This window comes from Frankia sp. CeTa3Moorea (genome assembly GCF_978021225.1).
The window spans coordinates 1-20,946 of sequence record NZ_CDXDOR010000087.1 but is presented as its reverse complement, the minus strand read 5'-3'; the positions used below and the strand labels follow the sequence as shown (position 1 = coordinate 20,946).

General features: G+C 69.2%; 15 protein-coding genes and 1 pseudogene. 6 read left to right on the top strand and 10 right to left on the bottom strand.

From position 1 onward, the window contains the following. Nucleotides 1–474 precede the first annotated feature (474 nt). Complete coding sequence (locus AC08OV_RS15450) at nucleotides 475–1,284, top strand: transposase family protein (protein WP_476613416.1); 810 nt, start codon at nucleotides 475–477, stop codon at nucleotides 1,282–1,284. On the opposite strand, the gene AC08OV_RS15445 is transcribed toward AC08OV_RS15450, so the two are convergent. The 7 genes from AC08OV_RS15445 to fxlA form a co-directional block, all read right to left on the bottom strand. After that, nucleotides 1,265–1,564, bottom strand: a complete 300-nt coding sequence (locus AC08OV_RS15445; RefSeq protein WP_476613415.1) for a hypothetical protein — start codon at nucleotides 1,562–1,564, stop codon at nucleotides 1,265–1,267. The two genes, AC08OV_RS15450 and AC08OV_RS15445, sit on opposite strands and share 20 nt — an antisense overlap. Nucleotides 1,565–2,370: 806 nt before the next feature. Further along, nucleotides 2,371–3,537 carry a hypothetical protein gene (locus tag AC08OV_RS15440; RefSeq protein ID WP_476613414.1) on the bottom strand — a complete coding sequence of 389 codons (1,167 nt, stop codon included), beginning with the start codon at nucleotides 3,535–3,537 and terminating at the stop codon, nucleotides 2,371–2,373. 17 nt (nucleotides 3,538–3,554) lie between these two features. Then, complete coding sequence (gene fxlM / locus AC08OV_RS15435; RefSeq protein WP_476613413.1) at nucleotides 3,555–4,757, bottom strand: methyltransferase, FxLD system; 1,203 nt, start codon at nucleotides 4,755–4,757, stop codon at nucleotides 3,555–3,557. A gap of 5 nt (nucleotides 4,758–4,762) precedes the next feature. Then, nucleotides 4,763–5,587, bottom strand: coding sequence for a thiopeptide-type bacteriocin biosynthesis protein (locus tag AC08OV_RS15430; protein ID WP_476613412.1), 825 nt, complete (start codon nucleotides 5,585–5,587; stop codon nucleotides 4,763–4,765). Next, the gene (locus AC08OV_RS15425) at nucleotides 5,584–6,876 is read right to left on the bottom strand and encodes a lanthionine synthetase C family protein (RefSeq protein ID WP_476619840.1); all 1,293 of its coding nucleotides are present in this window, start codon (nucleotides 6,874–6,876) and stop codon (nucleotides 5,584–5,586) included. The genes AC08OV_RS15430 and AC08OV_RS15425 overlap by 4 nt, the downstream gene beginning before the upstream one ends. Next, nucleotides 6,873–10,136: a lantibiotic dehydratase gene (locus AC08OV_RS15420; RefSeq protein ID WP_476613410.1), complete on the bottom strand. Its 3,264-nt coding sequence runs from the start codon at nucleotides 10,134–10,136 to the stop codon at nucleotides 6,873–6,875. The genes AC08OV_RS15425 and AC08OV_RS15420 overlap by 4 nt, the downstream gene beginning before the upstream one ends. Before the next feature lie 105 nt (nucleotides 10,137–10,241). Continuing rightward, nucleotides 10,242–10,394, bottom strand: a complete 153-nt coding sequence (fxlA, locus tag AC08OV_RS15415) for an FxLD family lanthipeptide (RefSeq protein WP_476613409.1) — start codon at nucleotides 10,392–10,394, stop codon at nucleotides 10,242–10,244. A gap of 350 nt (nucleotides 10,395–10,744) precedes the next feature. Here fxlA and AC08OV_RS15410 point away from each other — a divergent pair, with 350 nt between their 5' ends. Continuing rightward, nucleotides 10,745–12,055 (top strand): helix-turn-helix domain-containing protein, encoded by a 1,311-nt coding sequence (locus AC08OV_RS15410; RefSeq protein WP_476613408.1) that lies wholly within the window; start codon nucleotides 10,745–10,747, stop codon nucleotides 12,053–12,055. Nucleotides 12,056–12,073: 18 nt separating this feature from the next. Here AC08OV_RS15410 and AC08OV_RS15405 read toward each other — a convergent pair whose 3' ends face one another. Then, a complete protein-coding gene (locus tag AC08OV_RS15405; protein ID WP_476613407.1) occupies nucleotides 12,074–12,730 on the bottom strand; it encodes an HAD family hydrolase in 657 nt (218 codons plus the stop codon). A gap of 351 nt (nucleotides 12,731–13,081) precedes the next feature. Between AC08OV_RS15405 and AC08OV_RS15400 the strand changes: the two genes are divergently transcribed. From AC08OV_RS15400 to AC08OV_RS15385, 4 genes and pseudogenes are all read left to right on the top strand, one after another. Then, on the top strand, nucleotides 13,082–14,623 hold the full coding sequence (locus AC08OV_RS15400) for a class I SAM-dependent methyltransferase (protein ID WP_476613406.1): 1,542 nt from the start codon (nucleotides 13,082–13,084) through the stop codon (nucleotides 14,621–14,623). A 231-nt stretch (nucleotides 14,624–14,854) separates the two neighbouring features. Continuing rightward, nucleotides 14,855–15,664: a class I SAM-dependent methyltransferase gene (locus AC08OV_RS15395; protein WP_476613405.1), complete on the top strand. Its 810-nt coding sequence runs from the start codon at nucleotides 14,855–14,857 to the stop codon at nucleotides 15,662–15,664. After that, nucleotides 15,652–15,996: pseudogene (locus tag AC08OV_RS15390) on the top strand (SAM-dependent methyltransferase); the annotation flags it as partial. The gene AC08OV_RS15395 and the pseudogene AC08OV_RS15390, both read left to right, overlap by 13 nt. Before the next feature lie 64 nt (nucleotides 15,997–16,060). Further along, complete coding sequence (locus AC08OV_RS15385; protein ID WP_476613404.1) at nucleotides 16,061–17,530, top strand: recombinase family protein; 1,470 nt, start codon at nucleotides 16,061–16,063, stop codon at nucleotides 17,528–17,530. Here the strand turns inward: AC08OV_RS15385 and AC08OV_RS15380 are convergent. Further along, nucleotides 17,527–18,558, bottom strand: a complete 1,032-nt coding sequence (locus AC08OV_RS15380) for a DNA cytosine methyltransferase (protein ID WP_476619839.1) — start codon at nucleotides 18,556–18,558, stop codon at nucleotides 17,527–17,529. The two genes, AC08OV_RS15385 and AC08OV_RS15380, sit on opposite strands and share 4 nt — an antisense overlap. Nucleotides 18,559–18,966: 408 nt before the next feature. Next, the coding region (locus AC08OV_RS15375; protein ID WP_476619838.1) for a cell division protein FtsK at nucleotides 18,967–20,946 on the bottom strand (1,980 nt) is incomplete at its 5' end.

The following is a 20,946-nucleotide window of genomic DNA, read 5'->3' as shown; positions in this document are numbered from 1 at the left end:
GAATCGCAACCGATGGTGCACTGATCGCTGGAATCCGCCGGTTCGGCTGGCGAGTTTTGTCGCGCTCGCGGCCGGTCGACCTCGGCCTGATCAGCCTGTATGGGATCACTGTCTCGCCCAGGGCTGGGAAGACCTGGCGGGAGAAACCGAATGCCGGCGGTGAACGGCGTCGGTAAGCCGTGTGCGGGAGAACCGCATGCACGGTTTGACGGGGGGCGGCTGGAAACGGTGCATGCTATGGACGGCCGGGATGAAAAACGCGGGGGAAACCGCGCGGACAAAGGTACCGGACCTTGTGCCTAAAGCGAGATGCCACCGCGCCAGTCGCCTACCCTACAAGTAGCTTTGCCTGAATCGGCCATATATTTTCAGGTTGATCCGCCGGATTCACCTGGAGGCCGATCCGACAACAACCTTGATCGAGCGTTGTTGATGTAGTCGCGGAAATTAGAGAAGTCCCCGGTAGATCACAGGGTGCCTAATCCACTGTTCCCTGACCGAGGACTTCCGCTGCTAACCTACCCCGGCACTATCGCGCTCCCGCAGTCGACCCTGGACTTCCTGGCCTCATTGCTGGCCGACAACCGCGCTCAGCGCCAGACGTGGCGCAAGCTGTCCCCACACGGGCAGGCACTCCTCGTGCTCGCGCACCTACGCAACGGCGACACCTACGAGCGACTCGCCGAAGGCTTCAGCGTCAGTGTCGGGACGGTCTACAACTACGTGCGCGAGGCCGTCGATCTGCTGGCCACCCGCGGCCGTAGCCTCCTCGCGGCGGTGTGGACGTTCGCGTGGACGCAGAGCAACTTCCTCATCCTCGACGGAACGGTCGTGCGCACCAACCGTGTCCGGGCACACAACAAGCTGTACTACTCGGGCAAGCACAAGTACCACGGCATCAACCTCCAGGGCCTCATGGACCCCTACGGCAGGATGATCTGGATCTCCGAGGGGCTTCCCGGCAGCGTCCACGACCTCACCGCCGCCCGCATGCACGACATCCTCCACGTGATCGACCGCTCGGAGCTCCACCTCTTCGCCGACAAGGGATATGTCGGCGGCGAAGGAGACCACCTCCTCGTTCCGTACAAGAAGCCACCCGGCGGCGACCTGTCCGATCAGCTAAAGGAGATCAACCGTGCCCACGCCGCCACCCGCGCCAGAGGCGAGCGCGGCTTCGCGATCCTGAAGAACTGGCACATCTTCGACCGCTTCCGCGGCTGTCCCCGCCGCGCCGGGAAGTTCGCCCTCGCCGCATTCATTCTCACCGAGGAAGGGATTTAGGAAAGCTAACTTTGAAAAGGCTCAGTGCCTCGCCGCTCACATGGCGGGCGAGATCAGGATTCTGGTAGTCGGAGGTCGCCGCGAGCCGCACCCAGTCTTCCCACATGCCCCGATAGGCGGCGAGAGCGTTTCGTTCGGCGATCTCCGAAGCGGCCAGCGAGGCCGATGGGCTGACCTGAGGGGGAGAGGGTCGCGCCGACGCCTGAGTCGTCGGCGCTGGCGCATCGACGCCGCCATCGGCGCATGCGCCAGCCGCGAACAGGGTCAGCAGAGCGACCACGCCGCAAAGCGATGATCCGCGCCGCCTCACGTTCTGTCACCCATCTGACCCACACCCATCACGTAGGCGAACCATCGATACGCAAGAGAGTTAGACTATCTGTGGCAATAAATGACAAGGGGGGCGAATGTCACAGGCGATATGTGCCGACTTGGGGCCTATAATGCGCCCGAGCAAAAAGATGTTACTCTTCGCGTTCGTATCACGTGCGAATCAAGGTTTTCCGGATGCCCGCGGCGCAGCGACGGCTGCCTTCGCCCGCCGTCATCCAAGATCGCGGGGAGGTGGCGCGACCGTGAAGGGATCCGCCGGTCACGGTCCTGTCTACGGTTGGATGACGCGACGCGGGCCGTCGACACCTTCAGTGCTCGAGTGTGCCAAACGGGCCGATCTGGCGCACGTGGCACCTGGAAGCGGAGAGTGACGCCCGGATAAGGGTTGAGCTGCACAGTGCTGTGCCGATGCACGTGCATGGCATATTCATGCCATTTCGCTCTCGGCAAAAGTGGTGGCCCAGGAGAGATCAACATCCGATTCGGTGCCAGACAGTAGCCTCGGCCGGCCGGGAGCCAGGTCAATCGAAGCGCGGTCGTCCCGTTCCGTTTCCCTTATGGTCGACCATGCCACCGTCGCTCGGGGCTGATCTACTCCGACGTCGGCCGTGTCGCGCAGCACGCGCGTGGCGCCGTGGTTTGGCAGTGTCCGGCCGCAATCCGGTGGGCCAAGACGTCCCAACGCTCAACGACCCGGGCGTTACTCAAGTAGTAACCGTCGCATGTGAGGCAGAGGCGGACGGCCGGGGGTGCTCATCTTTCCGATGACTCCTGTCGAGCGGTGAGCGTGGAGGCGGTGACCGCAGCCAGGAGCCTTTTGCGGAGCACGTCAGGGATGTGGCGGGCGCCGAGTCCGGAGCGCCATCGTATGTCGGTGAGGAGTTCAAGCTGGTCGTCGCGCAGATGGCAGCGGGCGGCTTGGTGGTTGAGAAGGTCACGAGCGGCGTATGCGTCGCCGCCGCTCACGGCATCACTGATGATCATGTCAAGTGCGGGGCGCAGGTAACCGGATGGGCCCGCGAGGTCGAGGCGACACAGCCAGAGCTGAATGCGGAATGTCAGGTGCCCAGGGGCATTCGACGACGAGAGCTCGCCGAACATGCTCCCGCCGTCGCCGTCGCCGTCGCCGTCGCCGTCGCCGTCGCCAGCGGCCCTGCGACCTGCGATGTGGTCTTGGAGGAGATGGAGGCAGGCACCGACGGCCCGTTCCCAGGGCTGGGTGGTCGCTGTGGTGGCGAGCATCTGTTCGGCGGCCTGGTGGTCTTGACGAGCGTGGTGGGCGAGGATCGCGGTTTGGCGGCCGTCGAGGAGGCGCTGCCCGATGCCTTTGTGGCGGTGGAGGTGGTCGAGGGCTTCGGCCCAGTGGCCGGTGCGGGTCAGTGCGCGGGTTCCGTCGGCGAGCAGGACAGTCCACAACCAGCTGACAACTTGGGGATGGTCCTCGGTGGCGACAAGATCGTTAAAGGTGAATGCTCTGCCATCGAGGGTGGCCTCGGTCTTCGCCGCGACGGCGCCGTAGAGCGCGGTGAGGAGGCGGTGTGCGCCGAGACCGTCACCGATGCGCAGGCGCAGCCGAGCGAGGTTGATCAAGGGCTGAAGTGCGAGTTTCGCCGTTGCCCCGTCGAGAGGGCGGTGGAACGGAAGCGTGTCGATCTGGTGCCAGCAGAGGTGGTGGGCGAGGTCGGGTAGTCCGCAGTCACTGGCGATCAGGGCTGCGAGGTTGTGGGCTTCGGCGGCGCGCAGCAGTGCGTTGTCGCTGCCCTCGCCGGCCTCGGCGGCTTGGGCTGCGAGGGCGGCTACGTGGGCGATCCGCGCGTCGAGGGCTGGGCAGGATGGCCGGTCACGGGGGACGAGGGGAAACCGTGATGCGACGAGAGCGAACGCCGTTGTCGCCGCATCTGTCGACGTGGTGAGGGCCATCGGGTCGCACCTGTTCTTCAGAGCTTCCAGCGGACGGCGAGTCGGCTGTTCGGCCGGTCGATGCGGTGCCCGGCGACGGTCGGGTCCTCCGGGATGTCCGCGGAGTGGGCGGTGATGACCGGTTCGGCGGGGCCTTCTTCGCGCCACTGGCGCAGCAGGTCGGTGAGGTACGCGGCGAGGGTGGCCGCGTGGGGTCCGTGCGCGTTGACACCGAGTTCGTCGGTGTCGGGGGTTAGGGGGCGCAGGGTGATGTAGGCGATGCTGGTGCCGTCGTGGATGGTGGCCCCGGCCCAGCGGCGTGTCGGGGTGAGCGGGCTGTCGCGGCAGACGGAGGTGTCGACGGCGAGGCGGCTGAACCGGGCGCCGGCGGTGACGAGCCACAGGTCGAGGTGCGCGGTCGGTTCGTCGTCGTGGATCGTCAGCCCGGTCCACAGGCTGTGGGGTGGGCTGGCCGCTGCGGCGCGCAGGGCCGTCTCGTCGGCGGGGTCGTGGTCGTCGAAGCGCAGGGTGATGCCGTCCGCGAGGGTGAGGGTGTGGCCGATGTGGGCGTCGGTGCCGCGAAGGGGGACGAAGCCGCAGACGAGCGCCGAGCGGCTGACCAGTCGGCCCGGCTCGACCGCGTCGAGCGGGAGGGAGCGGGTGAGGCCGCTTCCGTGGAGACGCAGGGGCACGACGATGCGGCCGGCGGGCGCGAGCTGGTCCCACCAGCCTTTAGCCAGGTCCCAGGCCCCAGCCGTGATCACGATCCGATCGTAGGGCGCCCCGCCCGGGTGGCCAGCCGCACCATCGGCGTGGACGACGTCCACTCGCTCGTAGCCGGCCGCGGCCAGTGCGATACGCGCTCCTTCGGCGAGTTCCTCGTCGATCTCGATGGTGGTGACCTGGCCGGTCGGGCCGGTGAGCTCGGCGAGGAGGGCTGCGTTGATGCCGGTGGCGGTGCCGATCTCCAGGACGCGGTGGCCGGGGTGGACGTCGGCCTGTTCGAGCATGGCGGCGACGAGGCTGGGTTGCGAGGCCGAGGACAGCGCGGTGCCGTCGGGGGCACGGCGGGTGACGACGACCTTCGGGGCGTAGGCGGTTTCCAGATCGACCTCGGGCAGGAACAGGTGCCGCGGGACCGTGCGGAACGCGGCTTCGACTTGGGTGGTCCGGAACGTGCCCCAGCGGTGGATGTCGGCGACCAGGTCGTCGCGGAGCTGCTCGGGGGTGCGGGTGGTCATCGTGGTCACCGTTCGTCAGAGATCGGGCCGAGGTCATCGAAGATGATGTAGGCGGAGGTGTGGGCGAGCTGCGCCTGGTCGGAGGCGGGGATGCCGAGCCGGTTCCAGGCGAACAGGATGTGATGGGCGAGAACCGCGCGGAGGCCGCGGCTGAGCTGGCCTTCGTCTGCGAGGTTCGCGAGTGACCGACCCGCGTGCCGGAACGCCGCCAGCCATGCCGGCAGCGCTTCAAGGGGCCGGACTGCGCGGGCGGCGAGAAGGTGACGGACGGCGTTTCGGGTAGCCGCCGCGGCGGCGGACTGCCGCGCGCTGGTCTGGCGGGTGTGGCGGTGACGGGCGACGCGGGTCCAGACATCGCCCTGTTCGTAGTAGTCCTGGCCAGCTGACCTCAGCAACGCCGCGGCCAGCACGAGTCCGACCTCGGCCCGATGTTCGGGGCAGGCTCGGTCGAGGTGGGCGAGGACGTTGCGGCTGTCGTGGTGGAAGAGCTGATGCGCGACGTCCATGCCGGCGGGGCCACCGAAGGCGTGGATCTCCGGCTCGTAGACGGCGGGCGCCCAGCGGCGGACCGCGTCGCCGTCGAGCACGGCGCGGAGCCTGCCATCGCTGAACTCCGCGGAGTCGTGCCCGTCCCGGTTCGGGCCTGGGCGCCAGCGGATCCGCCAGGAGGCTGCCTTCCTGGTGAACCACCACAGGCTGATCCCGTCCGTCCGCTCAGCTGAGGTCAGCAGCGGTGCCAGCTGGGTGACCCCCAGATGTTCAGCGGCCCGCCAGTTCTGGCACCACACTGTCACTGCGCACCAGGCGGACTCGGTGTCGGGAATGCTCACGCGTCGTTTCCCGAGCACGGGGCCGGCAGGGCCGCAGGAAGATCGAGCAGGAGCGCGCTCTCCCAGACGGCGCCGACGCCGGTCGTGAGGGCGTGCAGGACCGCGGCGATGCCTGCCGCGCCATCGATGAGGCCGGTGAGCCGCCAGCCGGCGCCGCGTGCTGTGTCGAGGCTGTGGAGAAGCTGGTCAATCAGGTCGGGGAGGTGGCTGGCGAGCGGCTGGAAGCGGGCGTCGGTGGCGGCACAGCGGACGGTGGCGACCAGGCCCGCCCAGCCGTGGCAGAGCGCTGGGTCGACGAACCGGGCGAGCTGGACGGCGTTCGTGAGACAGGCGGCAAGAGCGTCCTCGGCGCGCCGTTGCCGGGTGGGGTCAGCCAGGGCGAGGGCGGCGAGCTGCTGGGCGCGGGCTAGGCCGGGGGTGCCGTAACACCAGGACGCGCGTCCTGGGCCGGGCTGGGTCGGTCGACCTGCCAGCAGGTCGCTGGCAGTGATCCGTTCAGGCCACCAGGGCCCGGCGGGGCTGTCTTGGCGCCAGACGTCCAGCCAGCGGCAGATCCGGTCGAGGGCCACGGTGTGGCCGGAGACGATGATCCCGCGGCGGTGGGTGAGCGCCAGCAGGGCGAGCGGCCCCGCGATGCCGTGGGCCATGCCCTGGTCGGAGTGTCCGTCCGCGAACGGGCCGGGCGGTGCGTTGGTGGGGACGTCGATGGTCCACCAGCCGGGCGCGTCCGGCCCGGCCGTGTCCATGGCCGGCACCGGTTCGGTGAGCCGAACGAGATAGGTCAGGATCTGGCGGAGCTGCTCGCCGTCGGGGTCGCGGACCGCGAGGTAAGCGCCGAGCCCGGTCAGGCCCCGGACCAGGTCGAATTCGGCGCGGACCGGTCGTCGTCCCGCCTCGATCCGTGCATGGGCCGCTGTGAGCCGACGTTCGACCAGTCTTTCGACAGCGGTATGGAGCCGCTGGGCCGCACGCTGGTGGCGGCCGGGTGACGCCGCCACCGTCAACGCGAACGCGAGCGCCGGGGCGCCGAACCACAGGCCGGCACTCGGACCGGCGGAGAGATCCTCGCCGGCGGCGGCCGTCAGCCAGGCATCGGCGGTGTCCCAGCCACCGTCGCCGGAGCGGGCGCGGGCACCATGGAGAAGCGCGACGCCTGCTGCCCCCTCGGCCAGCGCCTGGCCCTGCCAGCGGCTGCTGCCTGTTTCGGGTGGTGGTGGTGTGACCAGCGCGTCGGCCAGCCGGGCGGCGATGGTCGCCGTGCGGGTGCGCCGATCGCCAACCACGGTCACGAGCTCTCCGCTCCGGCCGGGACGAGCGGGGCCTGCTGGCCGATGTTGTGCCAGGCAAGGGCCACCGCGCGGGCGAGGCGGTGGCAGGCCCGCTCCGCCGCCGGGTCAATGCCGTGGGCACGGATGTAGTGCAGATGCAGCAGCGACCCCAGCACCTCGCCGCGGTCGGGTCGGCCCGGTGCCGTGGCGAGCTGGGCCGCATATCGTTCGGCGGCCCGGCGCCGGGCGTCCCAGGCATCACACACCGCTGCCGGAAGCCGCGGGACCGCGCCGCCGGGAGTGGAGCCGCCACGATCTGCTCGGGACAAGGCGATGGCCTGGCGCAGCACTGTCCGTTGAACTGGAGTTCCGGAGGCTCGCCGGTTGTCCAGAAGCCACCGTATTGCCGCGTGCCTGTCGCCGATCAGTGCGCAGGTCAGGTCGACCATGCTGACCGCGGTCAGCGCCGCAGGGTGCAGCGCCCGGTTCGCGGCCTGGGCGGCCAGCTGGGCGACGACGGCGGTGGAGTCGGCGGCGAACAGGTTCTCGGCTGCGGCGAGCGCTTCGTCGGCGCCGTACCGGGCCGTCTCCGGGTGGTACGTGTCGAGTACCAGGTCGCCGATGAGACGCCGCGCCCGCAGCCGCTCCGCCCAGACACCGACCTGGGCTACGGCCCGCCCGTAGCTTTCGGCGGCGCCCTGGGCGTCCGGCACGAGGCGGATCCGCAGGCGCAGATGGGGCGCGGGGTCGAGGTACCTGATGAACCACCACTGCGCGGGCATGTCCCCGGCGTCGAGTAGCGCGGCCAGGTGGCCGGTGAGGATCGTGTCGACCACGTCCGGATGGCAGTACAGCTTCGCGAACAGCACCGTCGATCCCGGCAGGATCCCGGAGGCCGCGTCGGTCACCGTCATCGGACCGGACGCTGTCACCACGGCGGGTGCCCGACGTGGGGCGGCGGTGGTCGCCACGGGGAACACGATCTCGTGGGCTCGGCCACCGGCCCAGCCGTAGTCATCGGGCTGTGGTGCTTCGGCGAGGCTGACGGGGCTGCTGGCGCCGTCCAGTTCGGCACGCAGCAGGTCGCGATCCAACCGTTCATCGAGGTCCAGCCGCAGTCGCACATCCGCTCGGCCGGTACTCACCCAGCGCGGTAGCCCTGATCGCTGCCGAAGCCGCCCGAGCGCGTCCACCCACTCATGGTCAGCGGCCCGCGGGCCGGGGAGATCGGACGGATGGACGCGCCAGCGGGCCGGTGCCAGAACCGCGCGACCATGGCGAACTCTCGGCAGGAACGGGAGACAACCCGCCGCGCCCCACGAGAACGGGGCGACGGTGCCGGCACCAGCGCGGGGCAGTTCGTGCAACAGCCGCGCGAGTGGTGGGAAGGACTGCCGGGCCGCGGCGTGCGTCAGCAAGGGCTCGACGACGGCGCGGCGGGAGAGCGACACCAGGTAGAGCCGCTCGCTGTCTGCCGTGACCGCCAGATCCGCCCACCCGATCCTGCCGCGCTGGCGCTGGCGCTGGCGCTGGCGCTGGCGCTGGCGCTGGCGCTGGTGGTGGTGGTGCTCGTGGTGCTCGGCGAGCGAGATCCAGTCCGCCAGCATGTGGGGAGCGCGGGTGACGTTCTCCAACCGGGCGTGCCCCGGCGGGAATGACAGCTGCGCTGCCACCGCACCGTCAACCATCGTTGGGAGCTGACGGAACGCGCTCACCATCCGGTGACGGTCCGCGTCAGGAAGCAGATCGAGGAATCTGCCGCTCATCGCGACCGCGGTCCGGCTGACCCCCGAGACCCACAGGGTGAACGCGCCTTGGGTCAGGCTCGCTGCCGACGACGCCCGGACCTCGATGCAGATCTCGACATGTGGTTCCGCCCAGAACCCGTCCGCCGGTGCGGACGCGGTGTCGAGGGCGGCGCCGTCCAGAACGACTTCCCGCTGGCCGTCGAGCGCCGCGCGCTGAGCGAGCTGCAACAGAACCTCGTCGCGGAGCGGCACCTCGTAGGCAGGTTCTGCCCCTGCCGGGTCGAAATGGGCCGGATAGCCCAGGCCGACCACCGGATCAACCAGTTGATCAACTCGTATCAGCGCCGACTCACCGAACCTCTCGATGAACCTGCGGTGATAGTCGCGCCAGGAGGGGTTGCCGGCCGGATGCGGGGACAGCCTCAGCAGGGCTCCGGCCGCCGCGGCAGCCTCCCTCGCCACAACCTCCGGCACCGTGACCGTGCAGCCCAGCCGCAGATCAACCGCGAGTGGCTGCCCAACCACCGAGCACACCGCCCGCATCCGCTCACGAACGGCTGCCAGACGGGGCCGCGGCACCGAACCGTCCAGGCCGCGTGTTCGCACGAGGTCGTCCTGGACCAGGCGAAGTTCTTCGAGTTCTTCGATGAGGGCCGCCCAGGAAACTCCGGCGCTGTCATCGGACCGGCGCGCGGTGGCTGGCATGCCTGCGTCCTTGATGCGCGTCAGCGTGCCGAGAACGTGCGCGACGGCGTCCGTGCACGTCGCAGGGGGCCGCAGGTTACTCACGAGAACGCCGTACGTCAGGAGCTGGGCCAGCATGGCCTCGACGCCGGGGCGAGGAAGGCCGAGCGTGGCCCCCACAGAATCAACAAGATCGGCAAATTGGACGGGTGTCGCCGCGCACGCTATAGCCGTCTGAACTGCCCGACTGTGGCAGACCGACACCTCGGCAGGCAGAAAGGCCTCCGTTGGCGGTTGGGCATGCGGGCGCCAGGGAAGCACCAGCCGGCCACCGCGGATCAGAGCCAGGTCATTGGCCACCACAGTCAGCGCCGCGCGGATACCGCTCATGGACTCCAGCCGGGCGACGACCGCGGCGAGCCACACAGAATCCGCCCGCGGGTAGAGCCGATCGGCATCAGTCCATCGCAGCGCGGACTCGCTGCCTAACCGCGCCGGAGCCACGCCAGCGAACAGGCCGAACGGGGTCGCCCGCCGGCTCATCCGCACCAGATAGCGCGCCACAGCCAGCCCCAGCCGGCGCGCCCGCCGCGCGGACAGCCGTTCCCCACGGCACGCCTCCTCGACACCCGCCGCCAGCGCCGGGCTCGCGGTCTCTATGGCGAGAGCAAGGGATGGGTGCGCCCAGGCCTCGGCCAGCCAGGCGCGCCAGCGCACTCCGTCATCGCAGTCCGCGCCGGGCCAGGCCTCTGCGGCCATCACCTTCGCCGATTCGTCCGACAGGGAAGCAGCACGGAACAGCGCTGCGTCGAGCGGCGCGTAGAGCAGCGCACTGCGCGGGGAGCCCATGGCATCGCCTCCGTCTGGTGATCAGCGGTCCATTGCGCTGCACACGTGCCGGGTGATGCCCGGAGACCACGCGATCTCCGGGCATCACCCGGACTCATGGCGGTGTCAGCAGTCGGTGTTCTTGTTCGTCGAGCAGCCGTTGTCGGTGCTGCAGAGCAGCGCGTCCGCCGCGTCGCCCTGCTCGACGATCGAGACGTCGAGCTCCAGCTCGCTGATCCCCGCGATGGTCGCGTCGGCCGTGATGGTGTCCATGGTCATCGCACTCCCTGTCTCGCCCGTTCGCATAGGACACGGGCTCGTGAAGGACTCCACTGATGCGGTCCTGCCTCCCGGCCCACAGCGAGGTCGCGTGAGGAAGCGGATGTCGCCGCAACCGCGGTCACCAGCTGGGAGGTAGACGGCTCGGTCCGGCCGACGCAGGCTCTCGAGCCAGCCGGTAGGGCCCGGCGACTGGTCCGCGCCGGCCTGATCAGAAAACCGGGCTTGCAAGGTGGGCGGTACCATCCACGGCCCGTCCATGGGCAACCGGGCGATGACGGAAGGTAGCAGCGTCCGATAGCGTCGGTGTGGTCGGCCCTGCCCGCACGACGCGCCGTTGGAGGTGCGGATTGACGAAGCACCGTCATCCCCCGAACCGGAATCTGGCCTGGGAACGACTCCAGCGCGGCTGGTCACACGACGAGGTCGCCCGCCGTGTCGGCGTGGAAATGGACCACGTCGGCGAGACGTACACCGGCCTGTGCGCCAACACCGTCAGGCGATGGGAGACCGGCGAGCGGCGTCCGGAGCCTCGCTACCGCAAACACCTGGTGACCGTGTTCGGGAAACCCGCGAGCGAACTCGGCCTACTCACACCGGACGAGCTCAAGATGCGCCCGGACATCGCGATGGGGAGGGTGGACGGCATGCCATCCGGCACGACTGATGACGCGAGCTGGGATCGGGCCACCGTCCTTCGCGCGATGCTGGGAGCGGGCGCGTTGCCCCTGCTGAGCCCGCTGCTTTCCATAACGTCGGCCGAGGGCGACACCCAACCTGGGCCGTCCCAGGTGGATCCCGAGACCTACATGAAGATCGCGAATGGTCAGCGGGAGCTCTACTGGAACAGCCCTCCCCGCCCGCTCTTCGAAGCGTCCTTCGCGCATACCCACCTGGGCGTCGCGCTCGTCCGCGGCGCGCACGGGACGCAACGCGCGGCGCTCGCCGCCGGGCTGGTCCAGTCGGCGCTGCTCGCCGGGCGCCTCGCCTTCTTCGACCTCGGCCAGCCCGCCGTCGCCACCCGCTGCTACGAGGTCGCGCTGACAGCCAGCAAGGAGACCGGCGACCACGCGCTCGCCGCCACCGTTCTCGGTCACATGGCCTTCATTCCCGGCTTCAGCCAGGACCCGGACGGCGCGCGGAACCTGCTCGCCGCCGCGCTCCAGCACTGCTGGCACGGCGTCGATCCCATCGTCCGGTCCTGGCTGCACTGCGTGTCCTCCGAGATCGAGGCCAGGAACGGGGCCTCGGCGACCAGCCGCCACCAGATCGACCTCGCCGAAGCCTCGCTACCCTACGCCCCCAGCGACCTTGCGTGGTTCGACTTCTACGATGCGGCCCGCCTCGACTCCTTCGCCGGCTACGCCGCCCTCACCACCGGAGATCACCCGGAAGCCGCTCGGCGGCTGACCGCGGCAGCCGACCGGCTCGGCGCGCAGGGAAGCAAACAACGCAGCGTCATCCTGGCCGATCTCGCCGGAGCCCATCGCCAGGACGGCGACCGCGTCGCGGACTATCTCGGCCAGGCGATCGACGCGCTCACCACCGACTGGTACGCGACCGGGATCGACCGCGTACACGCGATCCGGCCACTCCTGGGAGACAGCAAGCACGGCCGACACCTCGACGGCCAGATCAGAGCATTGTCACCGGCATCGTGACCTCGCCTGTGGGAGCGCTCAGTTCGTCGCGTTGTACTTGCGGACCAGATCCGGTAGCTCAGTCAACGAATCGAGGTGAAACAGGCAGCGGTCGGCGACGGTCGCGCCCTCAAGGATGTGGCCCCACGGCCCGCGGCGGGTGAGGGCAGTCGCCAGGCCGGCGGCCTGCGCGGGGCGGATGTCGTTGTCGAGCCGATCACCGACGTACAGCACCTCCCCGGCCGGGCAACCCGCTTCGGCGACGACACGCTCGAAGAACTCCGCTGACGGCTTCTCCACACCCCAGCCGTCCGACGTTCCGATCAGGTCAACGGGGAGATCCAGCGCCCGCAGGATGGCTTCGGCGCGGGCGGTCTGGTTGCCCGCCAGGCCGACCCGCAGGCCCTCGGCGCGCAGCGCCGCCAGGCAGGGCCGGGCGTCGGCGTACAGATCCTCCCCACCAAACGACTCCGGCTGCCCGGCCGCCGCACGCCGCTCGCGCTCCACCCCGAGGTCGAATCCGGGCCGGAACACCTGGAACACCTCCCGGTAGTCCAACCCACGGGCGATCACGGCGCCGAACACCGCGGAGAACGTGTGCCGCGGCACCCCCAGCCAGTCCGCCCACGTCCCGTACTCCCGCGACTCGTCCACGATCGTCTCGCCTACGTCGAAGAACACTGATCTGATCGGCACGCGGGCCCCTCCCTGCTGGTCGGACTGCGGACGTCTCCATCGTTCAGGGTGAAGCTATCGGGCGTTACTACCTTCCGTCAGCGGCTGGTTGCCCTTGGACGGGCTCTGGACGGTACCGCCAACGCCGCCGGCCGAGTTTCCTGATCAAAGCGGCGAAGGCACCACCTTCCCGCTGACCCGCTGACCCGTGCCTTCTCGCGGTTCGGGTTCGGCGGTTCCATCCACCCTTGAGAAGGCAGCCGTGTTCCGAGCCCTCACCACCGTGCCGGTTTTCGCCGCGTTCGAACAGCGGTCATCCCAGCTCGCTCCCGCGGCGTCCGGCGTTGACGATCTGCTCGGGGCGGCGCCGTGATGCCCGGCAACGCAGCAGGCACGTCGACCGCGACGTTGCGCGCGGTGATGGTCGACCGGATCGCCGCGGCCCTGCCCCTGTCCGGGGCGGTGGAGGAAGTGATGCGGGCGGTGCCGCGGGACAGGTTCTTCCCGGGCGCCGCCGTCGAGGAGACGTATGCCGATCGCTCCGTCGCCGTCGATGGTGACGGCCGGTGGGCGCCGGCGCCGTCCACGGTCGCGGTGATGCTCGACCAACTCGCGGTCCGGCCCGGCACCCGGATCCTGGAGATCGGCACGGTCAACGCCTACAGCACGGCGCTGCTGTCCAGGCTGACGGGCCCGTCAGGCGCGGTCCGGAGCACGATGGATACCGGCCGCGCGGAGATCCGCGCCAGCATCGCGGGACTCACCGCCCCCGACTGCGCCAACGTCACGCTCGTCGATGACCTCCGCTCCTGGCCCCATACGCCCCACGAACGGGTTCTCGCTCACGCCGGGGTCGATCTGCGACCTGCGCTGGTCGAGGAGGTCGTTGAAGGCGGGCGGCTCGTCATTCCGCTGCGGCTTCGGGGCCTGGAGCGCACGGTCGGCTTCGTTCGCCGCGGCGGTCAGTTGGTCTCGGACTCGATACGCCCCTTCCACGCACGGCCACGGGGCGTCCGGCGCACCGCGGCGCTCCTCGCCGCCGGGGTACGCCTGGATGCCGCGGGCCAGGACGTCAACGTCAGTCGCTTCCGGGACTCGATCACGGGTGATCGTCACCTGGTCGAGACCGGGGTGACGGTTCCCACCAGCGCGCTGGCGGGGCTGGATCTGTGGCTGGCGACCGTGCGGCCGGCCTACGGCACCCTCTACGTCGAGGCGATCGCCGACCAGCAGAATCCGGTCGGCCCGCCGTCCCCGCAGGGCGTGTCAGCAGTCTGGACGGACTCCGAACTCGCCTTTCTCGACATTAGGAACACCGGCAATGCTGTGGAGATCCGGGTCGCCGCCTATGGTCCGGACCGGCACCGGGTCGCCGATCTACTCTCCTACGACATCCAGATCTGGGACGCGAACCGGCGGGAGGGCCCGGACCCTGTCATCCGGGTCTGCCACACGCCCACGGCCTGTGAGCCGCACCCTCCGGGACGGGTGATCACTACCCCGCATGCCCAGATCCTGATCTCCTGGGATTGGCCCGGCTCTCCTCCGCACGCGGAGACCCGGCTGGGAGCGACCCTGAGCGCCTCCGCCACGTCCGCCTCGGTGCGGTGGGGAGTCGTCACGCTCGATGCCCACGGCCGGGTCGTGCGGGCGGTCGTCGGTTTCGACCGCCCGGATCTCGCCAACGACTGGGCCCGCGATCAACCCGGCGTCGACGCCGTGGTGCTGCCCACCGAGTGGACGCCGGGTAGCGACTGGGCGGTCGTTGCCTTGGGCACCGAGGGCCAACCCATCCAGATCACTGCCCGGTTCCCTCGACAGCAGGCAGCCGACCTGCATGCCCGTGCGGCCCGCGCCCTACCGGGCTACACCGTGGTCCCCGTCGACCAGGCGTCCGGCCCGGCTGGTCCCTGAGACCGAGGCTGTCACCCCGCCGTTCCGCCATGCCCGCGTAGTCCTCGCGGTGCCTTCAGCGTCGGCGGGGCCGGACGTGCCGGCCGAGTCGCGAGCGGGCCGGAAGAGCTCGCGGCGCCGCCACCCTCGACCCCAGGAGTGATCTTGGCTTCGCAGTGTTTACCTGAGGCGACGGCCACGAGCCGCTGCGCCATGGGTGCCGGCGGACAGGCAGCTTCGAGCCTGTCCGCCGTGCACCACGTTGAGTTTCGCGTCGACCAGCCCGAGCCGCGTCCCCGCCGTGTCTCGGCGGTCGAAAGCGTCGTCCTGGCTGGCGCCCGGGTGCGCCCCGGACAGGATCTGGTCGCCCTCGGCGGGGCGCCGGGCCTGGTATCCGGTGCGGTGTCGGCGGTCTACCCCGAGGGCAGCGTCACGGTCCTGACGCCGACCCCCGCAGCACTGGCTCAGATCCGGCCGACCCCGGAGACTCGCTATCGGTGGGGATCGGTGTGGGATCTCGCTGATCTGCCTCTGCCTGACGCCAGCGCCGACGCGGTGATCGGCCGCATGGTTCTGGCGCCACTCGGTCATCCCCGCCGGATGCTGATCGACATCGCCCGCGTCCTGCGACCGGGAGGACGGCTGTCGTTGTGCGAACCTCTGCTCGGTCAGTGCAGCCCGATCGACCTCGACGGGCTAAGCCGGCACGAGCTCAACCAGGTCACGAAGGTCCTGGCCGAGGCCCAACCCGCTGCCCAGGCGTTCACCGTGCCCGCCGTGGTCGGCAACGCCTGTCTCGCCGGCCTCATGTGTGTCGAGCACGTCGCCGACACCGTCACCACCACGATGACGGGCGTGGCCGCCGCCGACGCGGCACTGCACGCCCCGGGCCCGGCGGCCGAGTCGGTCTACCAGGCGATCAACCGCGCCCTCGGCGCCGCCTTCGCCCGCCGCTACTCCGACGCGTGGCGCGCCACGGCGCGTCGACGCCCCCTCGTACTGACCACCCCGATCGTCTACCTCACCGCGGTCAAGCCGGAAAGCAGCAGATGCCCACTCTGACCTTCGGGGACGCCGTGAGCGCATACCCGCCGCCCACCTTCGACGCGAACCGGCCGCACCCGGCCCGGGTACGCAACTACCTCCTCGACGGCAAGGACAATTTCCCGGTCGACCGGGAGTACGGCGACAATCTCATTGCGGTCTTCCCCGAGATCATTGCTACTGTTCGGGCCTCCAGAGAATTCCTCGTCCGCGCGGTCAGTCACCTGGCTGGCGAGGCGGGACTGCGCCAGTTCCTTGACATCGGCCCCGGCCTCCCGGCCGAGGGCAACACCCACAGCGTGGCCCAGCGCATCGCGCCGGAATCACGCATCGTTTATGCCGATAACGATCGTAGGCTGTCGGGTAGTGTGCACGGTGCAGGCCGCGATCAGCATCGACAGCGAGGGTGGGACAGTGGGCGAGCTAGGTGCCGGATTCGTCAGGGTGTCGACGGGTAGCCAGGACGAGACCTCACAGGTCAAGATCCTCGCTGAGGAGGCTGCTCAGCGCGGGATCACGATCGTCAAGTGGTTTACCCTTCACGGGTACTCGGCGAGCCACGGGGCGCAGGAACCGGCGTTGCGTGAGGCAATCGCTGACATTCAGCGTGGGGACTACACGACGCTTTTGGTGACCGAGTCGTCCCGGCTTGACCGTCGCGACGATTTGGATGCGCAGGCGGAGATCTTGCTTGGTATTCGGTCTGCGGGTGGTGACATCATCTCGATTGCCGAACCCCAGTTCGGCAAGACCGATTTCGCCGGTCGTATCGTGACTCTTGTCGCTCAGCATGCGAATGCCGAGAAGTCCAGGACGGTCAAGCAGACCACGTACCGTGGCATCTCGATGATTATTGCCAACGGCGCGCATCACGGTCCGCTGCCGTCGTTCTGGGCGGTCAAGGGGGAACGCTACGCCAAGCAAGCTTATTGCGCCGACCCGGAATCGGTCAGGGACATTTACGAGCGTGTCGCCAACCGCGAATCCCTGCAATCCATCGCCCGGATTTACGATGTTTATCCAGCATCGGTTAAGAACCTTGTCCGGTTCGCGGCGAACCACACAGGGGTCGAGGAATGCCGGTACACGTATGAGGGTGCGACCGAAACGTGGGTGCATGAGGTTGGACCGGTGGTCGATTCGCCTCTGTGGTGGCGCGCCAACAAGGTGATTGCCGCGAACCTGACGGACGCCAGAGGGAACAAGGGTGGCCGTCCCGTGGCACAGGCCGCCAACTGGATCAGTGGCGTCCTTCAATGCCCATCGTGCGGTGCGAAGCTGCACCTGAACGCCGGTCGCGCTCCGTCCGGAAAGCCGCGCACTCCTAAGCTTCGCTGTGGCGGTAACCCCAAAGCCCGCAAGGCGTGCGGTGTCTTCACCGGCTGTGACGCCCGCCCCATCATTGGCATAATCGATTCTATGTTTTCCAGTGACACGACGCCTATTCTCGCTTTCCAGCGGGTGGCGGGGAACGCGCACGAGCTGGACGAGATGCGGGCAGAATTCTCCCGGCTGCAAAGCCGTTTGTCTGTCACGGAAGACGATGACGAACTCGATGCGCTGGTGGCCACCCGCAAGGCTCTGCGGGTGGCCATCGAACAATTCGCGCTTGTCTCTGACGTGTACGACTACACGGAGATCGGGCGGACGGTCAGCGACATGTGGACCAGCGGCGACACCGACGAAAAGCGGGGCATGCTCCGAGCGATCATGACCTCGTGGGGTCTGACGCTTTCCGAGCATGACGGACAGTGGGGAATCAAGATCGGTACGGGTTTCACGGACACGACCGACGCGGACGGAATCGTGGACCTTGGCAACGGGTTCTGTTTCCGTCGGGAAAGCAGCGCGCGGAACGGAGGTTCAGCCGCCCGTCCGCGCTAGGTGGCCTGCGGGAAGGCCGGAAGGACGAGCACGACCCTTCCGGCCTCCAGATGCCCCAGCACATCAGGAAGCCTGAAATCCTGCACCGAGAGAATCACGACGCTCTCACCACACGGGAGGGGGTCAAGATCGCTGGGAGTCTTGCGGGTAGGTGGCTGTTCCTCGTTACGCGGCTTGGGCAAGGGGCTGGGAGAAAGCGACGGAGGACAGGACCGCGGCGGCGAGGGGGGCGGCACCGCGTTGCCGATTTGGAGAAGCCGGCTGGTGTTGCTGCCCTGCCACGGGTAGTCGGCGGGAAAGGATTGCAGGGCGCCGAACTCGGCGACGGTCAGGGGGTCTACCGGTCCGGCCCACCTGTCGGTTAGCTGTGCGGTGCGGAGAGCGGTGCGGGCGTAGGTTCCACCCCAGGTGTTCCCGTGGGTGGTGACGGTGAGGGATGGCCGGTCGATGATCCCCCGGCCGATGCTGTCGGCCATGCTCCGCCAGGGTTTCAGCGGCGGTGCATATCGCGGGGTTGTCGCACCGTATCGGGTGTGACTCGGCGTGGGCGGGCCGACGCTTTCTTGTGTCCGGGAGGCGAGGAGGAAGGCGCGTCGGCGGGTTTGCGGCACCCCGTACTGTTCGGCGGCGAGGATTCCGGTCCAGGTGGCGTAGCCGCCGCGGCGCAGTTCGTAGGCGAACCGTTCCCAGATCGGCAGGACGGCGGGGACTTCTTCCATCGCGATCCACACTGGCCGCAGCACGCGGGCGAACCTCATCGGCTGGTGAATGAGCCGGCCGCGGGGGTCGGCCAGCCACAGCCGTTTTCCCGCGCTGCTGAACGGCTGGCAGGGCGGGGAGGCGATCAGCCCGGTAATCCCGGTGTAGTCGCCCGGGTGGATGGCATCGACGTCGTTTTCAACGGTTGCCAGCCCGGCGGCGCGGCGGGTTTCGCAGGTCCAGTGATCCCATTCGACGCCGATTTCGGCCAGGCCGAGCCTGGTGCAGGCCGAGCCCCAGCCACCGGGGCCGGCGAAAAGGTCAAGCACAGCCGACATTCCTGCTGTCTCCCCTCACAGTAGAGCAGGCAAAAGAGGTGGATAGTTCGAAAAAAGGGTGTGCGCGGTCAGCGCTAACCCCGCAAGGCGATTTCTGGAAAACACGCGGCCGACCACCATGGATGGTGCGTGCGCCGGCTTTCGCCGGTGCCCTGCCCGTGGTCGGGATGCCGGCGACCACCCCCGGGCCGGTCGCGCAGGGTGACGGCAACGGTGCCGGGGTGCCGGGGCGGCGAGACGGGCCGGGAGGGGGCCACAGCCCTCGTTCCCCGGGGTTTCGGCGGTTTCACGGCCCGGGCCGCTAACAGGCAAACGAGCAGGTCAGCGGCCTGTGAGGGGGCTAACAGGGGTGCTAACAGTTAGCGGGAGAGCCGCTAACTGTTAGCACCCCGCGGACCGTCAGGAAGCCCGCTTCCGGTCACGTTCCGCCACCGCTGCGGCTAGGTGGCGGCGTTCGATCCCACGCCGGTTGAGCACCTTCCCGGCTATCCGGCGGCCGATCTGCACGGTCTCGATTCCGTACGGTTTGAGAACCATCGCGAGCTGATCGGCACCCCAACCTCCGTACACATCCGGCCGCAGCTCGGCGAGCCGGGCGACAACGGTTTCTGACCACACCTTGCCCTCGCCCCCGGGCACCACGGACAGAATGTCGTCCAACAGCGACGGTGCCGATTCCGGCGGGGTGCTGTCCCCGGCGGCCTGCCCGGACAGCCGGCCCGCGGCGATACGGGCTTCCCGCGCCCGCTCGGCGATCTCGTCCGCGATCGGGGCATCGATGTACGCGCAGCGGACAATCATCGGGTCGTCGCTGGCGCCAACCAGATAGCCGATACCCTTGTCCGACGGCCGCAGCGTCGTTGCCTGAATCCCGTTCTTATACATCGACGTCCCCAAGATCATGTCGTTTTCGACCTGGCCCATGACCCGCAGACAGAACCTGATCGACACATTCGATGAAACCCCGGTCGGCAACGAGGCGGCATCCGGCCGCTGCGTCGCCAGAATCAGAATCACCCCGAGCGCCCGGCCCAGTTTGATAATGTCCGTGGCCAACTCACCGGCTTCCTTGCCGTAGGCCGGGTGCGCGAACAGGTTCTGGCACTCGTCCACAATCGCGACCAGCGGATGCAACCCGTACGACCGCAAACCGGCGATCTGCCGGGTCACCTTCCCATCCGGGCACAGGTCCTTCGGTAGCCGTTTAATCGCCGAGGCCCGGCGGACAATCTCCGCCCGCAGATCCCGTAACGCTTCCAGCACGATTTCCATCGTGGAGTCGTCCAGTCCAGAGGCATAACGGGCGGCGACCTTTTCCGCCGCGTCCAGATCGGCGGTTCCTTTCAGGTTGAACACCCACAGCTCACAGGTGGGGTCGAGTGCGCAGCCGAGCATGAGCACCCGCACCGCCGACGTTTTCCCCGCCCCGGGCAGCGAGCCGACCAGCACATTGTTTTCCGACAAGAGCATGCTGACCGGCCGCCCACGCGGGTCGGAGCCGAACGGCACCGGGGCGAACACGTCCGTCACACCCCGCCGCGTCAGCGGCCAGGCAGCGGCCGGGGCCTTGGACATGTCCTGATCCCCCACCCACAGCACCAGCCGGCCGGCGTGCGCGTCGTGCCCGGCCTCCGGCCACACGCAGCCGATCGGGCGGCGCAGCCCGGACGCGAGCCGTTCCCGGCGTTCCAAGACGTCGGACACCGTCACCCCATAGGGAAGATCGACCTCGGCGCGCCAGCCGGGACCGTCCCGCATGATCGGGGAGGGGAAGGTGATCCCACCACCCTCGCGACGCGCCTTGTTGATCTCAGCGATGCCCAGTGCCCCCAGCGCGCGGACGACGATGTCCGCGGTCAGCCGGCCCACCCGGGTCGGGACCACAGCCGGACTCATCAGCGGCCGGTCCGCCGGCGCCCCCAGCACCCCGAGCCCGCCGACCACGGCGGCGCCCAGCAGCAGACGCACCCCGGCGGGGGCGGCGCCCCACCACCACACGGCCAGCGTGAGGGCAGGAAAGCCGCCCAGGACGGCCAGGAACGCCCGCGCCCGAGTCCGGGTGTCATGCAGACGGGCCAGCCGCAGATATATCCCGGCGTCTTCCTGGCGGACTGAAGCGGCGATCACCGGCCGGGCGTCGGTGTCGCCCAGCCAGCCCACCACCGCGCCCAGCAGCCGACCGGCGCCGCGCGGGGCGCGGCCGACCAGCCGGGCGGCGTACACCGGCACCCGCACCGCGTGGTAGAGGGCGGTGTAGGTGTAGTGGCCCACCGCCCAGCGTGCGGCCACGCGCAACGCCGCCCACGAGCGCAGCCACCCCGGGACGATCGGCCGCCGGACCCCCGGGCGCGGCTCACCCACCCCCGGCCGGGGAAGCGG

What these genes read in the sequence shown, in the direction of transcription:
- AC08OV_RS15440 (WP_476613414.1), bottom strand. Translation starts at nt 3,537, where the DNA reads ATGGCCCTCACCACGTCGACAGATGCGGCGACAACGGCGTTCGCTCTC.
- fxlM (WP_476613413.1), bottom strand. Translation starts at nt 4,757, where the DNA reads ATGACCACCCGCACCCCCGAGCAGCTCCGCGACGACCTGGTCGCCGAC.
- AC08OV_RS15420 (WP_476613410.1), bottom strand. Translation starts at nt 10,136, where the DNA reads ATGGGCTCCCCGCGCAGTGCGCTGCTCTACGCGCCGCTCGACGCAGCG.
- fxlA (WP_476613409.1), bottom strand. Translation starts at nt 10,394, where the DNA reads ATGACCATGGACACCATCACGGCCGACGCGACCATCGCGGGGATCAGC.
- AC08OV_RS15400 (WP_476613406.1), top strand. Translation starts at nt 13,082, where the DNA reads ATGCCCGGCAACGCAGCAGGCACGTCGACCGCGACGTTGCGCGCGGTG.